Raw genomic sequence first — 20,007 nt, 5'->3', positions numbered from 1 at the left:
ACCTTCGTCCGAGGCTCTCCGCTCATGCACGCTCGCGCCCTGGCTCTCATCTCCGCTCTCCTGCTTGCGGGAGCTCCCGCCCTCCGCGCCCAGGAACCTGGCTACGGCAAACCGACGGCTACCATGGTCTCGGGACCGGAAGTCGGGCGCCGCGCGCCGGATTTCACCCTGCCGTGGGCCGGCAAAGATGGAGTGGGGCCGGCCGACGACCCCTACCAGCTCTGGCGGGACCGGGGGAAGACGGTGGTGGTCGCATTCTTCCCGCGGGACTTCACCAGCGGCTGCACCGCCGAGATGCGCACCTTCGGCGAGCAGTACGATTCGTTGTTCGGTCCCGATGTCGTCGTAGTGGGGATCAGCACCGACTCGCTGGAGACGCATTCCCGGTTCGCTTCCAGCCTGGACCTGCCGTTCCGCTTGCTCAGTGACCGGGATCAGAAAGTCGCTCGGAGATACGGCAGCTACGATGCCAGCGGCTTCTCCCGGCGGACCGTGTACGTGGTCGGTCCTGACGGAGCGGTGAAGTATCGCAACCTCAGATTCAACGCGCTCGATCCCAAACACTACGCCGAGCTCGGGGCCGCGGTCCGGAAGGCGCGAGGGGCCTGAGCGGCGGACATTTCGCGGAGGACGCCATCATCCGATACCGACCGCTGCTGTGTGCGGCGCTGCCGTTGCTCCTGGCTGCATCGACGCTGCCCGCCCAGGAGAAGAATCGCGAGCCAACGGAGCCCTACCAGATCGAGGGACTTCGATCGGCCTTCTGTGTCCAACTCCTGCTGAATCCTGCCGCCGCGCGAAAGGCCATCCCGGAAAACTACCGGCCGCTCTCCGCCGCCCAGGCGGGAGAGCTGCATCCGGCGGTGCGTGGCGTGGTGAAGGATCAGCCTGAATTCGCGACGTGGACCCCCTCCCGATTGTGTCTCTACGCGCTGGATACTCTGCGCGGCCCGGGCTTCAGCTTCGCCTCCAAGAATGGCCGGAAGCCGCTCCTCTTCGGGGTATGGACGGCCACAGCGGCGGCAGCGGCCGGTGGTAGGCCGCGGGACGTGGCGCTGCTCGTCCTCAGCAATAGCGGGCACCTGGTCCATTACGCCAAGAACGTCGGCGCCCAGGTCCGTGGGGCCAAGCTGGTCATGGGGAAGGCCGCCCCGGGTGAGGAGGACACCATCATGGCGCCCCCGGCAGACCGCTTCCAGGTGAACGTCGGCAAGACGAGCGTGACCTGGGACCGCCGGCCGTCGACCAGCGGCAGCAAAACGGCTGGGCAGGTGGAGCTGGCCTGGAGCGCGGGCGAGCGGGGCGGCCCTGCGGGCGGCAGGCTGGTGCTTCAGCCAGTCTGGACCCTCGGAATGGCCGGTTCCTTTCGGGTCATCGGGAAGGACGACTTCGCCGCCGCCCTCAAGACTTCACCGATTCACTTCGTGGGGCCCCAATACGAGGGCGGGGGTGGGAGTCTGCAGCTGATGGGTCTCGAACGCCCATAAGTTGCACTTTCGCCATGTAGAGGATGTTCATAATCATCGAATCTGAATAATTACTTGAGGTATGGCGACACTGTCGCCATTCTCGCTTGGGCTAGTGGTGACAGTACTGATATAGGCTTAAAACATAGTACTTACGATGCTCGTATCCAGTCGCATCTTAGGTTCAGTAGAAGCGTTTTCTCCCGTTTTCCCGCTCTTCCAGATATTCACTTCCTAGACTTTTCAACATGTGGAAAGCGCCCTCACAACCACCCCACCCGCAGTGATTCCGGCCAATCTCGCCGGCTCGGGCTTCGTCCGGGCTCGCCGCATTCTCACCCTGGCGCCTGGCCTCTCCGGCGACGCGATCTGGTGGCAGGAAGGACGCATTCGAGCGGTCGGCGAGGCTCAGGCCGTGGCGAGGATGGTTCCCGCGGGCACCCCCTCGTTCGACTGGCGGGAAACCCTGGTGACCCCCGGCTTCGTGGACGGGCACACCCACTTCGCCATGTGGGCGCTCAACCGGCGGAGAGTGGAGCTGGCCGGCGTCGGGACCCGTGACGCCGCGCTGGAGAAGATCGCGGCGGCCTCGCCGGTCCAGGGCTGGGTCCAGGGCCAGGGCTGGGACGCGAATGGATGGCCCACGCCGCCCGATCGTTATGCGCTCGACGCGCTCCAGCCCGGACCGATCTACCTGGACTCACTCGACGTGCACGCAGCCTGGGTGAACAGCGCGGCGCTGCGGGTGGCGGGCATCTCCCGCGACACGCCCGATCCCTTCGGGGGACGAATCGTGCGCGACGCGGCGGGGGAGCCCACGGGACTCCTGCTGGAGCGAGCGGTCGGGCTCATGACGCCCTATCTCCCGGAGCCCCCCGATCCGATGCTGGACGGGGCCCTGCAAGAGGCGCAAGCCGAGGCCCACCGGCTCGGTGTCACCGGCATTCACGACGTGGAGGGTACCCGGGTACTCGAGACCTTCCGCCGGCTCGAGGCTGGTGGCCGCCTGCGGCTCCGCGTGCTGTTCCACCCACCGGTCGAGGCGCTGCCGGATCTCGTCGCCCGGGGGATCCGCAGCGGGACCGGCTCCGAATGGCTCACCATCGGCGGCGTCAAGATGTTTCTCGACGGAAGTCTGGGGAGCCGGACCGCGTGGATGCTCGATCCGTATGCCGGCAGCCGGGACCGCGGCATGGCCATCACCAGCGCGGCGGAGGCCCAGGCGGCCGTGCACACCGCCGCGGCGTCGGGGATCGCGGCGACGGTGCATGCCATCGGCGACGCGGCCGTGCGGCGCGCGCTCGATCTCCTCTCCGACGCGCCGCGAGCGGCCATTCCCCACCGCATCGAGCACTTTCAATGCGTCCACCCACAGGATCTCGATCGCGCCGCCGCCGGTGGCATAGTCGCCTCGATGCAGCCGGCGCATCTCCTGACCGACATTCCTCTGGTCGATCGGCATTGGGGTGAGCGCGGCGCCGGGGCCTATGCCTTCCGCACCCTGCTTCGGCGGCGGACGCCCATGGTATTCGGGAGCGACGTGCCGGTGGCCTCCATCGATCCCCGCGAAGGGGTGTATGCGGCGATGGAGCGGCGCGGCAATGCGGGCGGCCCCGCCGGCGGCTGGTATCCCGAGGAGAAGCTTGGCTTCGAGCACGCCGTCCGCGGCTACACGGCTGGTGCCGCGCTGGCGGGCGGCGTGGGGCACCGCCGGGGCACCCTGGCGCCGGGTCAGGATGCCGACTTGGTCGCATGGCGAGTGGCGCCGGAGGCGGAGCAGGGCAGTGGAGACGCCTTTCGCACCGCTCGCGCCGTGCTCACCGTCGTCGCCGGCGAGGTGGTGATGCAGGTGTGACCTGCTGCCATTAAACTCCAGCCCATGTCTCGTACCCAGGTTCGCCGCACCAAGATCGTCGCCACGCTGGGCCCGGCGTGGGACCAGCCGGCGCAGATGACCGCCCTGATCGACGCCGGTGTGGATGTCGTCCGGATCAACGCGTCGCACGGCACTGCCGAGATCCGCAACCGCTGGATCGAGCAGCTCCGAACCGTCACCGATGGCCGCCGCGATTCCGTCGCCCTGCTGCTCGATCTGCAAGGCCCACGGATCCGGGTCGGCACGCTGGCCGAGCCACTGCGGCTGGAGTCGGGCGAGCGGGTCGTCTTCGCGCCGGAAGAGGAGGCCTCGCCGGGGGAGATTCCGACCACCTACGATGCTCTGGCCAACGACGTACGGGTCGGCGCCAGGATCCTGCTCGACGACGGGCTGTTGAACGCCGAAGTCATCCAGGTGATGGATCGGCGGGTGGTCGCGATGGTGCACTACGGCGGGCTGGTCAAATCGCACAAGGGAATGAACCTGCCCGGCATCGAGGTGAGCGCGCCGGCCCTGACGGAGAAGGACCTCGAGGACGTGGCTCAGGCGGTGGCCGTCGGGGTGGATTACGTCGCGCTCTCGTTCGTCCGCCGGCCGGAGGACATGGAGCAGCTCCGCACCCTGGTCCCCCGCAGCACCAGGCTGATCGCCAAGATCGAGAAGGACACCGCGCTCAAGAACCTGTGCGGCATCCTCGACGCGTCCGACGCCATCATGGTGGCCCGGGGCGATCTCGGCGTGGAGCTGCCATTCGAGGAAGTCCCCCTGATGCAGAAGCAGATCATCCGGGAAGCGGGGCTGCATGGTAAACCGGTCATCACCGCCACCCAGATGTTGGAGTCGATGGTCCAGGCCCCCCGACCGACCCGGGCTGAGGCGTCCGACGTGGCCAACGCGATCCTGGACGGCACCGACGCGGTGATGCTGTCGGCGGAGACGGCGGTCGGCACCTATCCGCTGGAAGCGGTGTGCGCGATGGACCGCATCGCCCGCGAGATGGAGCTGCAGCGCCAGGGGCGGGGCGTCACCATCGACGCCGCGCTGGGCCGCCGGGCCTCCGAAGGCGTTCCCCTCCCGCAGCACCGGCAGGGACAGAGCGGACCGGTGCGCACCGAGGACGCGATCGCCGTCGCCGTGTGCGCCGCGGCGGAGATGCTGTCGGCCCCGCTCATCGTCTGCTTCACCAGCAGTGGCTTCACCGCTCGGAAGGTGGCGACCTGCCGTCCCACCGTCCCGATCTTCGCCTCGACCCCCGAGCCGGAGACCTTCCGTCAGCTTGCCTTGGTGTGGGGCGTCACCCCCGCGCTCATCCAGCACTCCACCGACTATGAGGTGATGCTGGGGATCGCCCGCCAGCAGATCCTGGAGCGCGGGCTGGCGCAGCCGGGCGAACGCCTTGTCGTCACCGCCGGAGTCCCGTTCGACATGCCCGGGACTACCAACCTCCTCAAGATCGAAGCAGTATAGGGCATGCGCCTCACCTTTCTGGGCACGGGCACGTCGTTCGGCGTGCCCCAGATCGGCTGTGACTGCGCAGTCTGCCGGTCCGCCGACCCCCGCGACAAACGCACCCGTTCGGGGGCGGCGCTGCAGGCCGGCGATGCCACCATCCTGATAGACACCCCGCCCGAGCTCCGGCTCCAGCTCATCGCTGCCGGCCTCTCCCGCGTCGACGCGGTGATCTACACCCACGAGCATGCCGACCATATCAACGGTATCGACGATCTCCGCAGCTTCTCGGTGCGCGGCCGCCGGGCGTTGCCCATCTACGGACCCGCCGAGACGCTCGATCGTTTACGGACGTCCTTCAACTACATCTTCGATGACGCGGTGCGTCCCTACGAGGGGACCTCCAAGCCGACGCTTGAGATGCACGCGCTCGAGCCGGGGCGCCCCATCCGTATCGCTGGTGTCGAGGTGCTGCCCCTGGCGTTCGACCATGGCCACCTGCGGGTGTTCGGGTATCGGATCGGGGCACTGGCGTACATTACCGACGTGAAGTCGATTCCCGAGGCGCAGCGCGCCAGCCTGCGCGGCCTCGATGTGCTGGTGATCAACGCGCTCTGGTGGCGCTCCCATCCGACGCACCTCAGCATTCCTGAGGCCGTGCAGACGGCCCAGTCCCTCGGCGCCAAGCGAACCTATCTCACCCATCTCACCCACGAGACCGGTCACGCCGCCCTGGCTGAGCAACTGCCCGAGGGCATCATGCCGGCCTTCGACGGCCTGACGGTCGAGGTTCCGTGATCACGCTCGCCTACGGTCGCATGCTCCAGGATCGACTCGATGGCGGGCATGGTCTCCCCCGCACCCGCCTCACCGAGCTGGCCGGCCGCTTCGGCGCGGTGCAGGACGAGGTCCAACGGCGCCGGGCCGCCGGCGAGTACGCCTTCTACGATCTGGTCAGCCAGCCGGAGGCCGTCCGCGAGATCACCCGCTTCGCCGAGGGGCTCGGCCAGGCGCACGATCACGTCCTGGTGCTCGGCATCGGTGGATCCGCGCTCGGGACCAAAGCGCTGCTGAACGCGCTGCGCCGCCCCGCCTGGAACGAATGGGACGACGAGGGACGCGAATTCTTCCCCCGGGTGAGCGTGCTGGACAACATCGATCCCACCACGGTGGCGGCCGCGCTCCGGCGGATCGATCCTCGCCGCGTGCTGGTGAACGTGATCAGCAAGTCGGGCGGCACCGCGGAGACGATGGCGCAGTACCTGGTGGTGCGCGCCTGGCTGGAGGAAGCGCTGGGCGCGGCGGCGTACCGCCATCTCGTCTTCACCACGGATCCCGCGCGCGGCGCGCTGCGCGAGATCGCGGCCACCGATGGCATCGCTACCCTCAGCGTGCCGCCGGCCGTGGGCGGCCGCTTCAGCGTGCTCTCGCCGGTCGGGCTCTTGCCCGCGGCGCTCGCCGGCGTCGACATCGAGGCCCTCCTGGCCGGCGCGGCGCGCGCGCGGGAGCGCGCCGAGGCGGCCGACCTGCTGCGGAATCCGCCCGCGCTCTACGCCGCGCTCCACTGGGCCGCTGATACCGCGCTCGGGGCTCGGATCAACGTGCTGATGCCCTACACCGACCGGCTCCGCGAGCTGGCCGAGTGGTACCGGCAGCTTTGGGCGGAGAGCCTGGGGAAGCGGGTCGATCGCGAGGGGCGGACAGTGTACACCGGTCCGACGCCGGTGGCCGCGGTGGGCGCCACCGACCAGCACAGCCAGGTTCAGCTCTTCATGGAGGGCCCGTTCGACAAGGTGATCACCTTCGTCACGGTGGACGATCTAGGGGAGGACGTCCGCATCCCGGCGCCGGCGGCGCCGAGCTCCGGCTCGCCGCCGGCCTTGCCAGCCGACCTGGCCTACCTGCCAGGGCACACCCTGGGCGAGCTGCTGCGCGCCGAATACGAGGCGACGGCGGCGGCGCTGGCTCAGATGGGGCGCATGAGCTGCACCCTTCGCCTGCCCGATCTCAGCCCCGCGAGCCTGGGCGAGGCGATCATGTTCTTCTTCTTCCAGCTGGCCACCGGCTACGCCGGCGTCTGGTACGGCATCGATCCCTTCGATCAGCCCGGCGTCGAGCTGGGTAAGCGTCTCACCTACGCGGCGATGGGCCGACCCGGATACCAGACCCCGGCGGCGGCCGCCCCCGGCACCGCCGACGAGACCTGATCGGGTCTCCCCGCGCGACCGGCCCTGGCGGCCAAACTGTTTGACGGTCCCAGAGCCGGGGCCTACCTTTGTCCCACGGTCGCAGGCAGGCGGCCGGAAGGAGGATGCACGGCACATGGCTGACGAAATCCAGCAGGCGGTGGAGCTTTATGCCGGGGCGGTCACGGTGGTGCCCGGCGGGGTCACGGTGCGAGATCCCGGCCAGCTCCGCTCTCCCGCCACCGACCGCCTCGTCTGGCAGGCGGTCTTCGGGACCGCCGAGCAGCGGGAGGCGGCGCGCTGGCTCCTGTGGGAGTTGGGGCAGGTGACCGGCGCGCGGCCCGCGTCCATCAATAGCCTGTACATGGCGCGCGGCCGCGGTGACGTGAGCGGCTTCACCGTCCCGGCCATCAACGTCCGCACCATGGCGTACGACACGGCCCGGGCCATCTTCCGCGCCGCCAAGGCCGGACGGGCGGGCGCCATCCTGCTGGAGATCGCCCGCTCCGAGATCGCCTACACCGACCAGCGGCCCGCCGAATACGTTGCCGTGATGATCGGCGCCGCACTCCGCGAGGGCTACGTTCTTCCGCTCTTCATCCAGGGCGATCACTGTCAGGTCAATCAGAAGAAATACGCTGCCGACCCGGAAGGAGAGATCGGCGAGGTCAAGAAGCTCATCCAGGAGGAGATCGGCGCCGGCTTCTACAACATCGACGTCGACACCTCCACGCTGGTCGACCTTTCCCAGGCCACGCTGGAAGAGCAGCAGCGGGTCAACTACGAACGCGCGGCGGAGATCACCAGCTTCATCCGAACCCAGGAGCCCGGGGGCGTGACTGCCTCCGTCGGCGCCGAGATCGGTGAGGTGGGGATGAAGAACAGCACCGTCGAGGAGCTCCACGCCTTCATGCAGGGCTATCGCCGGAGCCTGGCCACCCTCGGGACCGGCGAGGGCATCAGCAAGATCTCGGTGCAGACCGGCACCTCCCACGGCGGCGTCGTGCTGCCCGACGGGTCGATCGCCGATGTGAAGATCGATCTCCAGGCGCTGGCGGCGCTGTCCCGATCGGCCCGGGAGGAGTACGGGCTGGCTGGCGCGGTCCAGCACGGCGCCAGCACCCTCCCCTCCAACGCCTTCGGCAACTTCCCCCGCATCGAGACCGCCGAGATCCATCTGGCCACCAACTTCCAGAACATCGTCTTCGATCACCCCCGGCTGCCCAGCGAGCTGCGGGACGACCTGCGCCGCTGGGTGGACGAGAATGCGGCGGCCGAGCGGAAGAGCGGTGACACCAACGAGCAGTTCTACTATAAGGCCCGGAAGAAGGCCATCGGGCCGTTCAAGCGGGAGTTCTGGTCGCTGCCCGAGGATGTCCGCGGCGCCATCGCGGCCGACCTCGAGCGCATGTTCGCATTCCTCTTCGAGCAGCTCAACGTCAACGGGACGGAGAAGGACGTTCTTCGCTTCGTCCAGGCCCCGATCCAGCATCACGCGGCCCTCAAGCCCGTGCTGGTCGCGGCGGCCGACGACCCCGACGCCGGGGAATAGGGAGATTCGCATGCCACGCCGCAAGCAGGACCGTGAGGTGGTGTACGTGGAGCGCCCGGGCGATTCGTCCGCCAAGTGGCTCTTCTGGGGCGCCGTGCTCGGCGCCGGGCTCGCGCTGCTCTATGCGCCGCGCAGCGGGGAGGAGACCCGCCGGCATCTGCAGCGCCGGCTGTGGAAGCTCAGGGCGATGACCGAGGAGAAGCTCGACGAGCTGACCCAGCAGTTCGGCAGCGGCAGGGAGGCCCTGTCGGATCTGGACGACGAGGACGAGGACGCGCTCGACGAGCCGGACGATCTCCCCGCCGTGCGCCCCCGCGCCGGCGGTACCTCGGCGCGGGAGGAGCTTGAGCGCCGCCTGTCGGAGGCCCGCGCCCGACGCCGCGCCGTCGGCGATCTCGAGGAGCCGCTCGCCTGAGCGGGCTCCGGTCCGGCGGGTGGCATCGGTCCCCCGCCGGGTTCCTTCGCCGCACCCTGCAGGCCGCCGACGAAAACAACATTCCGTTTCTCGCCAGCGCCCTCACTTTCGACGCGCTGCTGGCCGCCATTCCGCTGGTGGTGCTCCTGCTGATCCTCCTGACCCACCTGGCGCAGACGATCTCAGGGGGTCCCGCGGTGGAGCCGACCCGACTGTTCCACCGCTTCTTCCCGCCGCACTCGTCGGAGCCGGGGCACGATCCGTTCGCGGTAGTCGAGGGACTCCTCACCGACATCGCACGGAACCGCGGGCGCCTCTCCCTCTACGCGGTGCCGGCCTTCGTCTGGTTCAGCACCCGGCTCTTCGCCGGGGTGCGGACGTCGCTCAACGACATCTACGACGTCTCAGTCCGGCCGACCCCGCGCCGGAACTTCCTGGTCATCTGGCTGCAGGCAAAGCTGCGAGACGCCAGCATGGTGGTCCTGACCGTCGTGCTGTTCCTGGCGAACACCGTGCTCACCACCGGCCTGGCGGTCCTGTGGGCGCGGGGCGCGGCGCGGGTGCCCCAGTTCGCCTTCTTCGTTTCCACCCTTGGGCGGGTGGCCGGCGAGCTCCTGGCGTTCATTTTTTCCATCTCGCTTTTCTATGTCACCTACCGGTACGCCTCGGTCCGGCGGCTGCCCTGGAAGACGGTGCTGCTGGCCTCGACCTTCACCGCCGTGCTGTTCGAGATCGCCAAGCGGCTCTACGGTCTGTATCTCGCCAATTTCGCCTCGCTCGAGGGACACGTGGGCGACGCCAGCATCGGCGCCAGCGTCCTGTTCGTGCTCTGGGTCTACTACACCGCTATCGTCTTCCTGCTCGGCGGTGTGGTCGCGGAGACCTGGGAGCTCCGCGCCATGCAGCAGCGGCAGCGCACCATTCTGGGCTGAGAGTTCCCTCGGCGGCGCTTCGGCAGTATATTACTGGTGCCTCAGGTCCGAAGGGCGCCGGCGCGTGAACCGCGTCAGGACCTCGCCGGTAGCAGCGCTAAGCGATGCCCGGTGTCGCTTCGGGGAGCCTGAGGCACTTTTCTTTTCCCTCCGCCAATGACCATCGCACTCGCCCGTCGATACCGTCCGAAGCGCTTCGCCGACCTCCTGGTCCAGGACCACGTAGCCGCCGTCCTCCGCGGCGCCGTTGCCCGAGGCCGGGTGGGCCATGGCTATCTCCTCACCGGCCCGCGCGGAGTCGGGAAGACCACCGCCGCCCGCATCCTGGCGATGGCGCTCAACTGCCCCAACCGCTTGTCCTCCGGCGATCCCTGCGGAGAATGCGAGAACTGCGTCCGGGTCTGGAACGGATCCGCCAACCTGGACGTGGTGGAGATCGACGCGGCCAGCAACCGCGGGGTGGACGACGCGCGCGATCTGCGCGAGCGCGCCATGTACGCCGCCTCGCAGGAGGGCCGCTTCAAGGTCTACATCGTGGACGAGGCCCACATGCTGACCCGGGAGGCTTGGAACGCGTTGCTCAAGATTCTGGAGGAGCCGCCACCGGGCGTGGTCTTCGTCTTCGCCACCACCGAGCCGCAGAAGATTGCCGCGGCCGCGGCCCCGGTGCTCTCCCGGCTGCAGCGGTTCGATTTCCGGCGGATCGCTCCGGCCGCGATTCGGGAGCGGCTGCGCCAGGTCCTCGACGCCGAGGGGATCGAGGCCGACGACGATGCGCTCACCCTCATCGCACGCCACGCGGATGGGGGCATGCGTGACGCGCTCTCGGTGCTGGACCAGTGCCTCAGCTTCGGGGAAGGCACCGTCACCGCCCAGCGGGTGCGCGAGGTCCTGGGCTTGGTAGGCGATGAGCTCTACGCCGAAGTGCTCGCGCTGGTCGCCGAGCGGCAGCCGGCCGGTGTGTTTCCCCTCATCGACCGGCTCAGCAACGCCGGCGCCGATCTGGCGGAGTTCATGGCCGGGGCGGGGGAGACTCTTCGGGCGCTGCTGATCCTCCAGCTGGGTCAGGAGCCAGAGGGGCTCACCGAGGCGATGCGGGCAACGCTGGCGGAGTTTCGGAACCGTCTGGAGCCGGGTGACGTCCTCCGCATGCTTCGGCTGCTCACCGAGAGTGAGACCTCCATTCGTCGCAGCGTGAACCCGCGGCTGGTGGTCGAGACGTTGCTGCTCCGGTGGGCCATGATGGACCGCACGGTCGACCTCGCCCAGGTGCTCGCCTCCCATCCCGGTGGAGGTGCTCCAAGGGCAGCGGAGCGGGCCTCCCCGGCCGCACCGCGAGGTGCGGGGAACCCGCCGCCGACTCGACCGACCCGCCCGGCGCCCCCCGCCGCTTCAGAACCGGGACCACCGGCCGCTACGCCGGTCCGGCCGCCCATCGGGCAAGGGTCGGCCGAGCTCGAGCAGGTGCGGCAGTCCTGGGAGGCAGTGGTCACAGACGTGCGAGCCGGGAGCCGCTTCCTGGGCGAGGCGCTGGCCAACGCCACCCCGGTCGCGCTCGACCCGCCCTGGCTCACCGTCGCGCTGGACGAGCCGCACCGGCTCTTTGCCGAGCCGCTGCAGGCCCAAGCGAGAGCGGTCGAGGAGGTGCTGCAGCGCATCAGCGGCCAGCCGCTCCGGTTGCGGGTTGCCCCGCCAGCCTCCGGCGACGCCGCCTCCCCCCGGCCGGCCCGACCCCCCTCGGAGGCGAGTATCAAAGCCGACCGTCTCAAGGGCTTTCGCGCGAAGGATCCCGCCCTCGACACGGCGGCGGATGCGTTAGATTTGGAGATCGTCGACTGAACCCCTACTTTGGGCGGACATGGCAGGACTACCTGATAGCATGGCAGACTTCCAGCAGCTCTTTCAGCTCGGCCAGCAGATGCAAGGCCGGCTGCAGCAGTTGCAGACCGAGCTGGCCAAACGCACGCTCGAGACCTCCTCGGGCGGGGGCATGGTCACTGTCACCGCCGACGGCCAGGGGACGGTGCGGGCCGTCCACATCGACCCGGCGGTCTTCGAAGATCACGATGCCGAGTTCCTGAGCGATCTCGTCCTCACCGCGGTGGCCGAGGCGCAGCGGCGGGCGGCTGAGTTGCTTCAGGCCGAAATGCGTAAGGTTCCGCAACTTCCTTTCGCGCCGCCCGCCTGACCGGTGAGTGCCATCGAGGAGCTGATCACCGAGCTTGCCAGGCTGCCCGGGATCGGTCGCAAGACGGCCCAACGGCTCACCTTTCATCTGTTGCAGCAACCTTCCGAACAGGCGGGCCGGCTGGCCTCGGCGCTGGTGGCGGTGACCGAGCGGGTCCGGGCATGCGAGCAGTGCGGCAACCTCACCGAGGAGCAGCCCTGCGGCATCTGCCGCGATCCCCGGCGCGACGCGGCGGTGGTGTGCGTGGTCGAGGAGGCCTCCACCGTGGCGGTGGTCGACCGGTCCACCGACTTCCGGGGACGCTACCACGTGCTCGGTGGCAGGATCTCACCGCTGGATGGCATCGGGCCCGAGGCACTGCGGCTGGATCGTTTGGTGGTTCGGGTGCGCGAGGAAGGCATCCGGGAAGTCATCCTCGCCACCAATCCCTCCATGGAGGGCGAGGTCACCGCTACCTACATCCAGCAGCTTCTCGCCGGCCATGGCGTCCGGGTGACTCGGCTCGCGCGCGGGCTGCCGATGGGTGGTGACTTGGAGTACGTCGACGGCGTCACCCTGGCGCACGCGCTGGTGGCCCGGCAGGAAGTGACCTGATGCGCTCGCGCGGGTGGGTCTTCGTCTGGGGTGTGGCGGCGGGCGGGGCGGCCGGGTGGCTGTTGGCCCAGCGCCGGTTTGCCTTCCACCGGCGGGATCTGTTCAGCCCGCGCCCGCTCCGCCGCCTGGCCGCGCTGGGATTTCTGGCCGGGCAGTCGGGGGTGGAGACGGTCCACCTGCTCCGGGATTATCTCTCCTGGGAGCGGCAGCCGGCGTTGCGCCGGCGCGCGGAGGCCATCGTCCGCCGGTTGGAATCGACTCTCGCATGAGGCCGGGCCGATGAGCGGAGCCTCCAGCTGGACCTTCCGGGAGGACGACTTCCGGCAGATCCAGACGATCCTGACGGGCTTTCTCGGCGAATCCAATGCCCGGACCGCGCTCATCGTCGATCGCACCGGACAGATGGTGGCCACGGTGGGCGAGGCGCCGGCCTTCGATGCCACCGCCTTCGCGTCGCTCACCGCCGCCGATTTCAGCGCCAACGATCAGCTCGCCCGCATGCTGGGCGAGCCCGAGTTCGGCGCGCTGTTTCATCAGGGCGAACGGGAGTCGATGTACCTGGCGGACGTGGCCCGGCGAGTCATTCTGGTGGTGCTGTTCGACAACCGCACCACCTTGGGCTTGGTGAAGCTCCGGGTCAAGACGGCGGTGGGGCAGCTGAACCAGGTGTTCACGGACATGTTCAACCGGGACGGCACGAGCGCGCCGGGGGTGGAGTCCGGGTTCCTCGGCGAGGCGGAAGACGAGATCGACAAACTCTTCGGGGCCTGAGGGGGACGGCAGCGCATGTCGATGATCAACTACGCCTCACGCGAGATCAACTGCAAGCTGGTGTACTACGGCCCGGGGCTGGGTGGCAAGACCACCAACCTCGAGTTCGTGTACAACAAGGTGGCGCCTGCCGCGCGAGGTAAAATGATCTCCCTCGCCACCGAGACCGAGCGCACCCTGTTCTTCGATTTCCTGCCGGTCGATCTCGGCACCATTCGCGGGTTCAAGGTCAAGTTCCACCTCTATACCGTGCCGGGACAGGTCTACTACAACGCCTCGCGGAAGCTGATCCTCAAAGGGGTGGATGGGGTCGTCTTCGTGGCGGACAGCCAGATCGAACGGATGGACGCGAACATCGAGGCGATGCAGAATCTCTACGAGAACATGACCCAGCACGGCTACGATCTCACCAAGATTCCCTTCGCCATCCAGTACAACAAGCGCGACCTCCCCAATGCCGCGCCGGTGACCGAGCTGCAGGCGTCGCTCAACCCGGGGTGGCCGGTGGACGATCCTGCCAGGCAGCGGCCGGTGGCCGACCCCAACCACGAGGCCGAGTTTCTCGTCGGCCAGCTCGATGGCCAATGGATCGAGCGGGCGCCCTACTTCGAGGCCGTGGCCTTGACCGGTGAAGGCGTCTTCGACACCCTCAAAGCCATCAGTAAGAACGTCGTCAAGACGCTGGGGTAGGCGGTCATCATGTGGACCCTGCCCAACATCATCACCCTGGTGCGGATCTGCTTCACGCCGGTCATCGCCCTCCTCCCCTTCATCGAGGGCTACTGGCCCAAGCTGATCGCCTTCATCGTCTTCGTGGTCGCTGCGGTGAGTGACGTGTACGATGGCCACCTCGCGCGAACCCGCAACCAGGTCACCGACCTGGGCAAGCTGCTCGACCCAATCGCCGACAAGCTGCTGCTCTTCGCCACCCTCATTCCGATCTACTGGATCTCGCGCCAGCGCCACGACCTCTACGACATCCCGCTGTGGGGCAGCATCCCGCTCTGGGTCTGCCTGCTGCTCATCGGACGCGAGGTGGCGATGACCGCCTTCCGCTGGTGGGCCAGCCGCCGCGGCGTAGTGATCCCGGCCGCCGGGGCGGGGAAGCTCAAGACCACCATCCAGAACATCTTCGTCGGGGCTGTGATTCTGTGGTTCGCCTTCCGGGATGCCCGGAAGCCGATGGGCTGGGAGCATAGCCGCTTCGCCGGCTACTGGAACGAGTTTCACGGCGGCTTCGTCGCGGTGACGCTCGCTGTGGCCGCACTGCTCACCGTCTACTCCTTCGCGCTCTACCTCTACCGCAATCGCGGACTCTTCAGCGATCGGGCGCGGTAACCTCCGGTCGAGCCAGCCGCCAACATGGACCTCGAGCTCGTCACCATTGGTACCGAGCTGCTGCTCGGCTTCACGGTCGACACCAACGGCGCGGAGATCGCGCAGGCGCTTGCGGCGGAAGGCGCGCGTATCGTCCGCCGCACCGCGGTAGCCGACCGTCCGGACCACATCCGGGAGGCTGTCGAGTCCGCGCTCGGCCGGACCGGCGCGGTGCTTACCACCGGAGGCCTGGGACCGACCCGTGACGACATGAGCAAGCGGGTGGTGGCCGAGCTGCTGGACCTGCCGCTCGAGTTCGACGACACCGTCTGGGCCGACGTGCTGGCGCGCTACGCGCGGTTCCAGCGCACTCCGGCCGCGAGCAACCGCTCTCAAGCCGAAGTGCCGGCGGGCGCCACGGTTTTGCGGAATCGCTGGGGCACGGCGCCGGGACTCTGGATCGAGCACCCCTATGCGGAGAGCCCGCGAGGCACGGGGCTCGTCATCATGCTCCCCGGCGTTCCCTTCGAGATGCGCATGCTGCTGCAGCACGAGGTCGTGCCGCGGCTGGCCGGCCGGAGCGACGGTGCGGTGATCCGCTCGCTCACCCTCCGGACTACCGGCATCCCCGAGTCGACCCTGGCCGAGCGGATGGGTGAGATCGAGCGGGAGATCGCCCCCCTCACGCTGGCATATCTCCCGGGCCTCGACGGCGTCGATCTTCGGCTCAGCGCCTGGCAGCTTGGTCCCGAGGAGGCGCAGCAGCGGCTCCGCAGCGCCGCCGGCATTATTCGCAGTCGCGCCGAGGGGGTCATCTACGGCGAAGACGATGACGATCTCGCCGCCCTGGTGCTCGACCGGGCCCGCGCCAAGCGGCTCCGGCTCGGCACCGCCGAGTCCTGTACCGGCGGGCTGGTGGGCGGCCGGTTGACCGAAGTGCCCGGCAGCTCGGACGTCTTCATGGGTGCGGTGGTCTGCTACCACAACGACCTCAAGACCTCGCTTCTGAGCGTGCCGCCCGAGCTGATCCAGGCCGAGGGCGCGGTCAGCGAGGCCGTGGCCAGCGCCATGGCCACCGGTGCTCTGACCCGTCTGGGGATCGACGCAGCCGTCGCGGTCACCGGCATCGCCGGGCCTGGCGGCGGGAGCGAGTCGAAGCCGGTCGGCACCATATGGCTCGCCGTAGCCCTGGGGGGCGTGGTCGAAACGCGCAAGTCGGTTTTCGGTGGAAGCCGACACGATATCCGGGCCCGGGCCGCACAGGGGGCGCTCTCGCTGCTCTACAAGTCCCTTCCGCACTGACGGCTTTTCCTGCCACTCTGGCCATCCCACAATGGCACGCGAGGTGCTATAATCCCCTGACCATTCTGCCGAGGTGAGGGCGCAAGTGACTGAAAATCGAAGACTTAGAAGGGACAAATTGAGGGAGGACGATCTTGTGACAGGCCCCAGCGCCGATGGCGCCGACCTGGCCTCGACCGACATGTCAGCCGACCCGTCGTCCCGTCAGGAGGAGAGCCAAGCGGATTTCGGCGGGGGTGTCGGCGGTCTGCCGATGGAGCCCCAGGCCGAGGCCGTGCGGCGGCTGGAGTCGCAGCTGGAGGGAGTGCGCGAGCAACACCTGAGGCTTGCCGCTGAGTTCGACAACTACCGCAAGCGCATCGCACGGGAGCGGGCCGAGCTGACTGACCGGGCCCAGGCCGGTCTGGTGAGCCGGCTGCTCGACGTGCTCGACGACATGGATCGCCTCAGTGGGGACACCGGCAACGCCACGCCGGAGGCGCTCCGTCACGCTATCGAGCTGGTGACCCGGAAGCTGGACAAGGAGCTGTCCGCCGCGGGGCTCGAGCGCATCGACCCGGTCGGAAAACCCTTTGATCCCAGCTTGCACGAGGCCGTCTCCACGGTGCCGCCGCCGTCCCCGGCGGAGGATCACCAGGTGAGCGCCACCTTCCAGGCCGGGTACCGCTTCAAAGGAACGCTGGTGCGCCCCGCGCGCGTTCAGGTCTACTCCGAGCAGGGGCAGGCGTAACGTGGCGGCAAAGGACTTCTATCAGGTCCTCGGAGTTCCCGATTCCGCCAGTCAGGCGGATATCAAGAAGGCCTACCGGCGGCTGGCAAAGCAGTACCATCCGGACGCCAACCCGAACAACCCCAAGGCCAGCGAGCGCTTCAAGGAGATTTCCGAGGCGCACAGCGTGCTGTCCGACGCGGAGAAACGGAAACAGTACGATCAGATGCGCCGGCTCGGCGCGTTCGACGGGATGGCCCGGGGCCCTCGCGCGGGTGCCGGCGCTCGATCGGGCGGCGCCTCACCGGGAGACGTCGACACGGGCGGGATCGAATTCGGCGATTTCGGCGGCCTGGGCGACATCTTCTCCTCGATCTTCGGGCGGGGCCGCCGGGAAGAGCCACGCGCCGAGGCGCTGGAGACCATGGTCGAGATACCCTTCCGGGTGGCGATGCTGGGAGGCCGGGTCCCGGTCACGTTGTCGGTCACCGAGCCATGCCCCACCTGCACCGGGAGCGGCGGTGCACCGGGCGCCACCTGGTCCACCTGTCCCGAGTGCAACGGCCGCGGAACCATCTCGTTCGGTCAAGGTGGATTCGCCGTCAATCGTCCCTGTCCCCAATGCCGCGGCCGGGGGCGGATCCCTTCGGAGCCGTGTCCCACCTGTCACGGCGCGGGGGAGGTCCGGAGCGAGCGCAGCATCGTCATCACCGTGCCGCCGGGCACCGAGGACGGCTCCCGGGTGCGTCTCCGGGGACAAGGCGAGACCAGCCGTCCCGGTGCGCCGCCGGGAGATCTGCTGGTCACCTTTCAGGTGCAGTCGGACCGCTTCTTCCATCGCGAGGGGCTCGACATCGTCTGCGAGGTGCCGATCAACATGGCGCAGGCAGCCCTTGGCACCCGGCTTCGGGTGCGAACGCTGGACGGCAAGAAGGTGATGTTGCGGATCCCGCCGGGCACTCAGCCGGGCCGGAAATTCCGGATCAAGGGGCAGGGGATCGAGAAGAATGGCCGGCGGGGCGACCAGCTGGTGGCGGTTCAGGTGACCTTCCCCAGCGAGCTCACTCCGGAGCAGCAGGAGCTGCTCAAGAAGTTCGCCGATTCGGCGGGCCTACCCTACTGAACGCAGGCGCTCGAGCAGCACGCGGTGGGTCGCCCGCTCGGGCTCGTCCTCCAGCGGGCGACGCTGCTCGTAGCTTCCGTCCGAACGGAGCTCCCAGGCCTGCCGGTTGTCCTGCCACATGAGCCGCAGCAGGTCACGCAGCGCTTGCCGGTGCGCCGGATTCTCGATCGGGGTCACCGCCTCGATCCGGCGGTCCAGGTTGCGTGGCATCCAATCGGCCGAGCCGATATAGACCTCCTCGTCCCCCCCATTGAGGAAGTAGAAGGCCCGCGAGTGCTCCAGAAAGCGGCCGACGGTGCTGATCACCCGGATGGTCTCGCTCAGGCCCGGGAGGCCCGGCCGGAGGCAGCAGATCCCCCGCACGATCAGATCGATCGGTACCTGCGCCCGTGACGCCTCGTACAAGGCCGCGATGATGTCCGGGTCCACCACCGCGTTCATCTTCGCCATGATGTGGGCCGGCCGCCCGGCCCGACGGTGCGCCACCTCCCGAGCGATCATCTCCAGGAACCGCTCCCGCATGCCTCGTGGCGCCACCACCAGCTTCCGGTAACCCGCCGGCGAGGCGAACCCTGTCAGCACGTTGAAGAGGTCGGTGAGGTCGGCGCCGAGCTCGGCGCTGGCGGTGAGCAGGCCGAAGTCGGTATAGAGCCGCGCGGTCTTGGGATTGTAATTGCCGGTACCGGTATGGACGTACCGGCGCATCGTGTCCCCCTCGCGCCGGACCACCAGCATGACCTTGGCGTGGGTCTTGAGCCCGGCCACTCCGTAACTCACGTGGACCCCGACGTCTTCCAGCCGCTGAGCCCAGATGATGTTGTTCTCCTCGTCGAAGCGGGCCTGCAGCTCGATGAGCACGGCGACCTGCTTCCCCCGCTCGGCGGCCTGGGCCAGCAGCCGCGCGATGCTCGAGTCGCCTCCGGTGCGATAGAGGGTGAGCTTGATCGCCAGGACGTCCGGATCCTCCGCGGCGGTCTGGATGAAGCGCTCGACGGTGTTCGCGAAGCTGTCGTAGGGATGATGCAGCAGGATGTCGCCTTCCCGGATCACGTCGAAGATATTGCGCGCGCCCGCCAGCCGCGCGGGCGTGGCGGGATGGAAGGTCGGGTCCTTGAGCGCGGGGAAGTCGAGCGTGGAGAGTGAGAGCAGGTCCGCCGTGTCGATCAGCCCCCGCACCTCGTAGATGTCTTCCGGCGTCAGTGGCCGGGCGGGAGGCTCCTGCTGCTCACTGAACTCCATGAGCAGGAGCTCGCGCAGTGATTGCGGCATGGAGGCGTGCACCTCGATGCGCACCACCTCGGCAAAACGACGGTTGCGGACCTCCTCCTGGATCAGGCTCAGCAGGTCCTCGGCCTCATCGCCGTTGTCGATCTGCAGATCCGTGTTGCGGGTGATGCGAAAGGTGTAGCAGCCCAGGATCTCCACGCCGGGGAAGAGCGCCTCGAGATTCGCGCTGATCACCGCCTCGAGCGGGATGAAGTGGTTGGCGGTGGGCAGCGGAACCCAGCGGGGAAGGATCTTCGGAACCTTCACCCGGGCGAAGTGCTCTTCGCCGTCGCTGCCCCGCAGCACCACGGCCAGCGAGAGGCTGAGATTGGAGATGTAGGGAAACGGGTGCCCCGGATCCACCGCCAGCGGCGTCAGCACCGGAAAGACATTGGCATGGAAATAGGTGTCGAGGTGGGTCCGATCCGCCGGGGACAGCTGGGCCAGGCTCTGGTGCAGCCTGAGGTCGTGGGTGGCGAGGGCGGGCAGGACCTCTTCTTCCAGAGCCTGTCGATGCTGGTCGACCAGCCCCCGTACCACCGAGCAGATCCTGCGGAGCTGATCCTCCGGCGTCATTCCATCGGCGGTGCGCTCCACGATCCCCGCCGCCACCTGCTGCTTGAGGCCGGCGACACGGACCTGGAAGAACTCGTCCAGGTTGCTGCTGAAGATGGCCAGAAACTTGAGCCGCTCGAGCAATGGAGTGCGGGAGTCCAGGGCCTCATGGAGCACGCGCCGATTGAACTCGAGCCAGGAAAGCTCTCGGTTCAGATACAGCGATGGATCGTGCAGATCGTCGAGGAGGACCCGGGGGGTGGGTCGGAGTAGATCGGTCACGCGGGTAATGTACAGGCCGTCCAC

At 68.4% G+C, this 20,007-nt stretch carries 20 protein-coding genes and 1 other RNA gene; 20 read left to right on the top strand and 1 reads right to left on the bottom strand.

Annotated features, from left to right (window positions below; all coding sequences use genetic code 11):
• The first annotated feature begins 24 nt into the window (after positions 1-24).
• The 20 genes from VHR41_03920 (at position 25) to VHR41_03825 (ending at position 17,880) form a co-directional block, all read left to right on the top strand.
• Positions 25-609 carry a peroxiredoxin gene (locus VHR41_03920; protein HEX3233315.1) on the top strand — a complete coding sequence of 195 codons (585 nt, stop codon included), beginning with the start codon at positions 25-27 and terminating at the stop codon, positions 607-609.
• Between the two features lie 65 nt (positions 610-674).
• Positions 675-1,487, top strand: coding sequence for a hypothetical protein (locus tag VHR41_03915; protein ID HEX3233314.1), 813 nt, complete (start codon positions 675-677; stop codon positions 1,485-1,487).
• A 229-nt stretch (positions 1,488-1,716) separates the two neighbouring features.
• Positions 1,717-3,321 carry an amidohydrolase gene (locus VHR41_03910; GenBank protein HEX3233313.1) on the top strand — a complete coding sequence of 535 codons (1,605 nt, stop codon included), beginning with the start codon at positions 1,717-1,719 and terminating at the stop codon, positions 3,319-3,321.
• Between the two features lie 24 nt (positions 3,322-3,345).
• Positions 3,346-4,809, top strand: coding sequence for a pyruvate kinase (pyk, locus tag VHR41_03905; protein ID HEX3233312.1), 1,464 nt, complete (start codon positions 3,346-3,348; stop codon positions 4,807-4,809).
• Between the two features lie 3 nt (positions 4,810-4,812).
• On the top strand, positions 4,813-5,589 hold the full coding sequence (locus VHR41_03900; protein HEX3233311.1) for an MBL fold metallo-hydrolase: 777 nt from the start codon (positions 4,813-4,815) through the stop codon (positions 5,587-5,589).
• Positions 5,586-6,998 carry a glucose-6-phosphate isomerase gene (locus VHR41_03895; protein ID HEX3233310.1) on the top strand — a complete coding sequence of 471 codons (1,413 nt, stop codon included), beginning with the start codon at positions 5,586-5,588 and terminating at the stop codon, positions 6,996-6,998. Before VHR41_03900 ends, VHR41_03895 begins: the two co-directional genes overlap by 4 nt.
• 115 nt (positions 6,999-7,113) lie before the next feature.
• A complete protein-coding gene (locus VHR41_03890; protein HEX3233309.1) occupies positions 7,114-8,529 on the top strand; it encodes a class II fructose-bisphosphate aldolase in 1,416 nt (471 codons plus the stop codon).
• A gap of 10 nt (positions 8,530-8,539) precedes the next feature.
• Positions 8,540-8,944 carry a YtxH domain-containing protein gene (locus VHR41_03885; GenBank protein HEX3233308.1) on the top strand — a complete coding sequence of 135 codons (405 nt, stop codon included), beginning with the start codon at positions 8,540-8,542 and terminating at the stop codon, positions 8,942-8,944.
• Positions 8,941-9,876, top strand: a complete 936-nt coding sequence (locus tag VHR41_03880; protein HEX3233307.1) for a YihY/virulence factor BrkB family protein — start codon at positions 8,941-8,943, stop codon at positions 9,874-9,876. Before VHR41_03885 ends, VHR41_03880 begins: the two co-directional genes overlap by 4 nt.
• 38 nt (positions 9,877-9,914) lie before the next feature.
• Positions 9,915-10,014: signal recognition particle sRNA small type (gene ffs / locus VHR41_03875), an RNA gene on the top strand.
• Positions 10,015-10,032: 18 nt separating this feature from the next.
• Positions 10,033-11,715, top strand: coding sequence for a DNA polymerase III subunit gamma/tau (dnaX, locus tag VHR41_03870; protein HEX3233306.1), 1,683 nt, complete (start codon positions 10,033-10,035; stop codon positions 11,713-11,715).
• 40 nt (positions 11,716-11,755) lie between these two features.
• A complete protein-coding gene (locus VHR41_03865; GenBank protein HEX3233305.1) occupies positions 11,756-12,064 on the top strand; it encodes a YbaB/EbfC family nucleoid-associated protein in 309 nt (102 codons plus the stop codon).
• Positions 12,065-12,067: 3 nt separating this feature from the next.
• Positions 12,068-12,658, top strand: coding sequence for a recombination mediator RecR (gene recR / locus VHR41_03860; protein HEX3233304.1), 591 nt, complete (start codon positions 12,068-12,070; stop codon positions 12,656-12,658).
• The gene (locus tag VHR41_03855) at positions 12,658-12,927 is read left to right on the top strand and encodes a hypothetical protein (GenBank protein HEX3233303.1); all 270 of its coding nucleotides are present in this window, start codon (positions 12,658-12,660) and stop codon (positions 12,925-12,927) included. The genes recR and VHR41_03855 overlap by 1 nt, the downstream gene beginning before the upstream one ends.
• A gap of 10 nt (positions 12,928-12,937) precedes the next feature.
• Entirely contained in the window at positions 12,938-13,429 is a 492-nt protein-coding gene (locus tag VHR41_03850; GenBank protein HEX3233302.1) for a roadblock/LC7 domain-containing protein, read from the top strand.
• Positions 13,430-13,444: 15 nt separating this feature from the next.
• Entirely contained in the window at positions 13,445-14,119 is a 675-nt protein-coding gene (locus VHR41_03845) for a GTPase domain-containing protein (GenBank protein ID HEX3233301.1), read from the top strand.
• Between the two features lie 9 nt (positions 14,120-14,128).
• Positions 14,129-14,767 carry a CDP-diacylglycerol--glycerol-3-phosphate 3-phosphatidyltransferase gene (gene pgsA / locus VHR41_03840; protein HEX3233300.1) on the top strand — a complete coding sequence of 213 codons (639 nt, stop codon included), beginning with the start codon at positions 14,129-14,131 and terminating at the stop codon, positions 14,765-14,767.
• A gap of 24 nt (positions 14,768-14,791) precedes the next feature.
• Complete coding sequence (locus tag VHR41_03835; GenBank protein ID HEX3233299.1) at positions 14,792-16,048, top strand: competence/damage-inducible protein A; 1,257 nt, start codon at positions 14,792-14,794, stop codon at positions 16,046-16,048.
• Between the two features lie 136 nt (positions 16,049-16,184).
• Positions 16,185-16,778, top strand: coding sequence for a nucleotide exchange factor GrpE (locus VHR41_03830; protein HEX3233298.1), 594 nt, complete (start codon positions 16,185-16,187; stop codon positions 16,776-16,778).
• 1 nt (position 16,779) lies between these two features.
• On the top strand, positions 16,780-17,880 hold the full coding sequence (locus VHR41_03825; GenBank protein HEX3233297.1) for a J domain-containing protein: 1,101 nt from the start codon (positions 16,780-16,782) through the stop codon (positions 17,878-17,880).
• Here VHR41_03825 and ppk1 read toward each other — a convergent pair.
• Positions 17,869-19,983 carry a polyphosphate kinase 1 gene (ppk1, locus tag VHR41_03820; GenBank protein HEX3233296.1) on the bottom strand — a complete coding sequence of 705 codons (2,115 nt, stop codon included), beginning with the start codon at positions 19,981-19,983 and terminating at the stop codon, positions 17,869-17,871. The two genes, VHR41_03825 and ppk1, sit on opposite strands and share 12 nt — an antisense overlap.
• Positions 19,984-20,007 lie beyond the last annotated feature (24 nt).

The sequence above is a fragment of the Gemmatimonadales bacterium genome, assembly GCA_036265815.1.
Lineage (GTDB): Bacteria > Gemmatimonadota > Gemmatimonadetes > Gemmatimonadales > GWC2-71-9 > CAVVWJ01.
The sequence above is the reverse complement of the archived record's forward strand: the minus strand, read 5'-3'. Positions and strand labels throughout refer to the sequence as shown.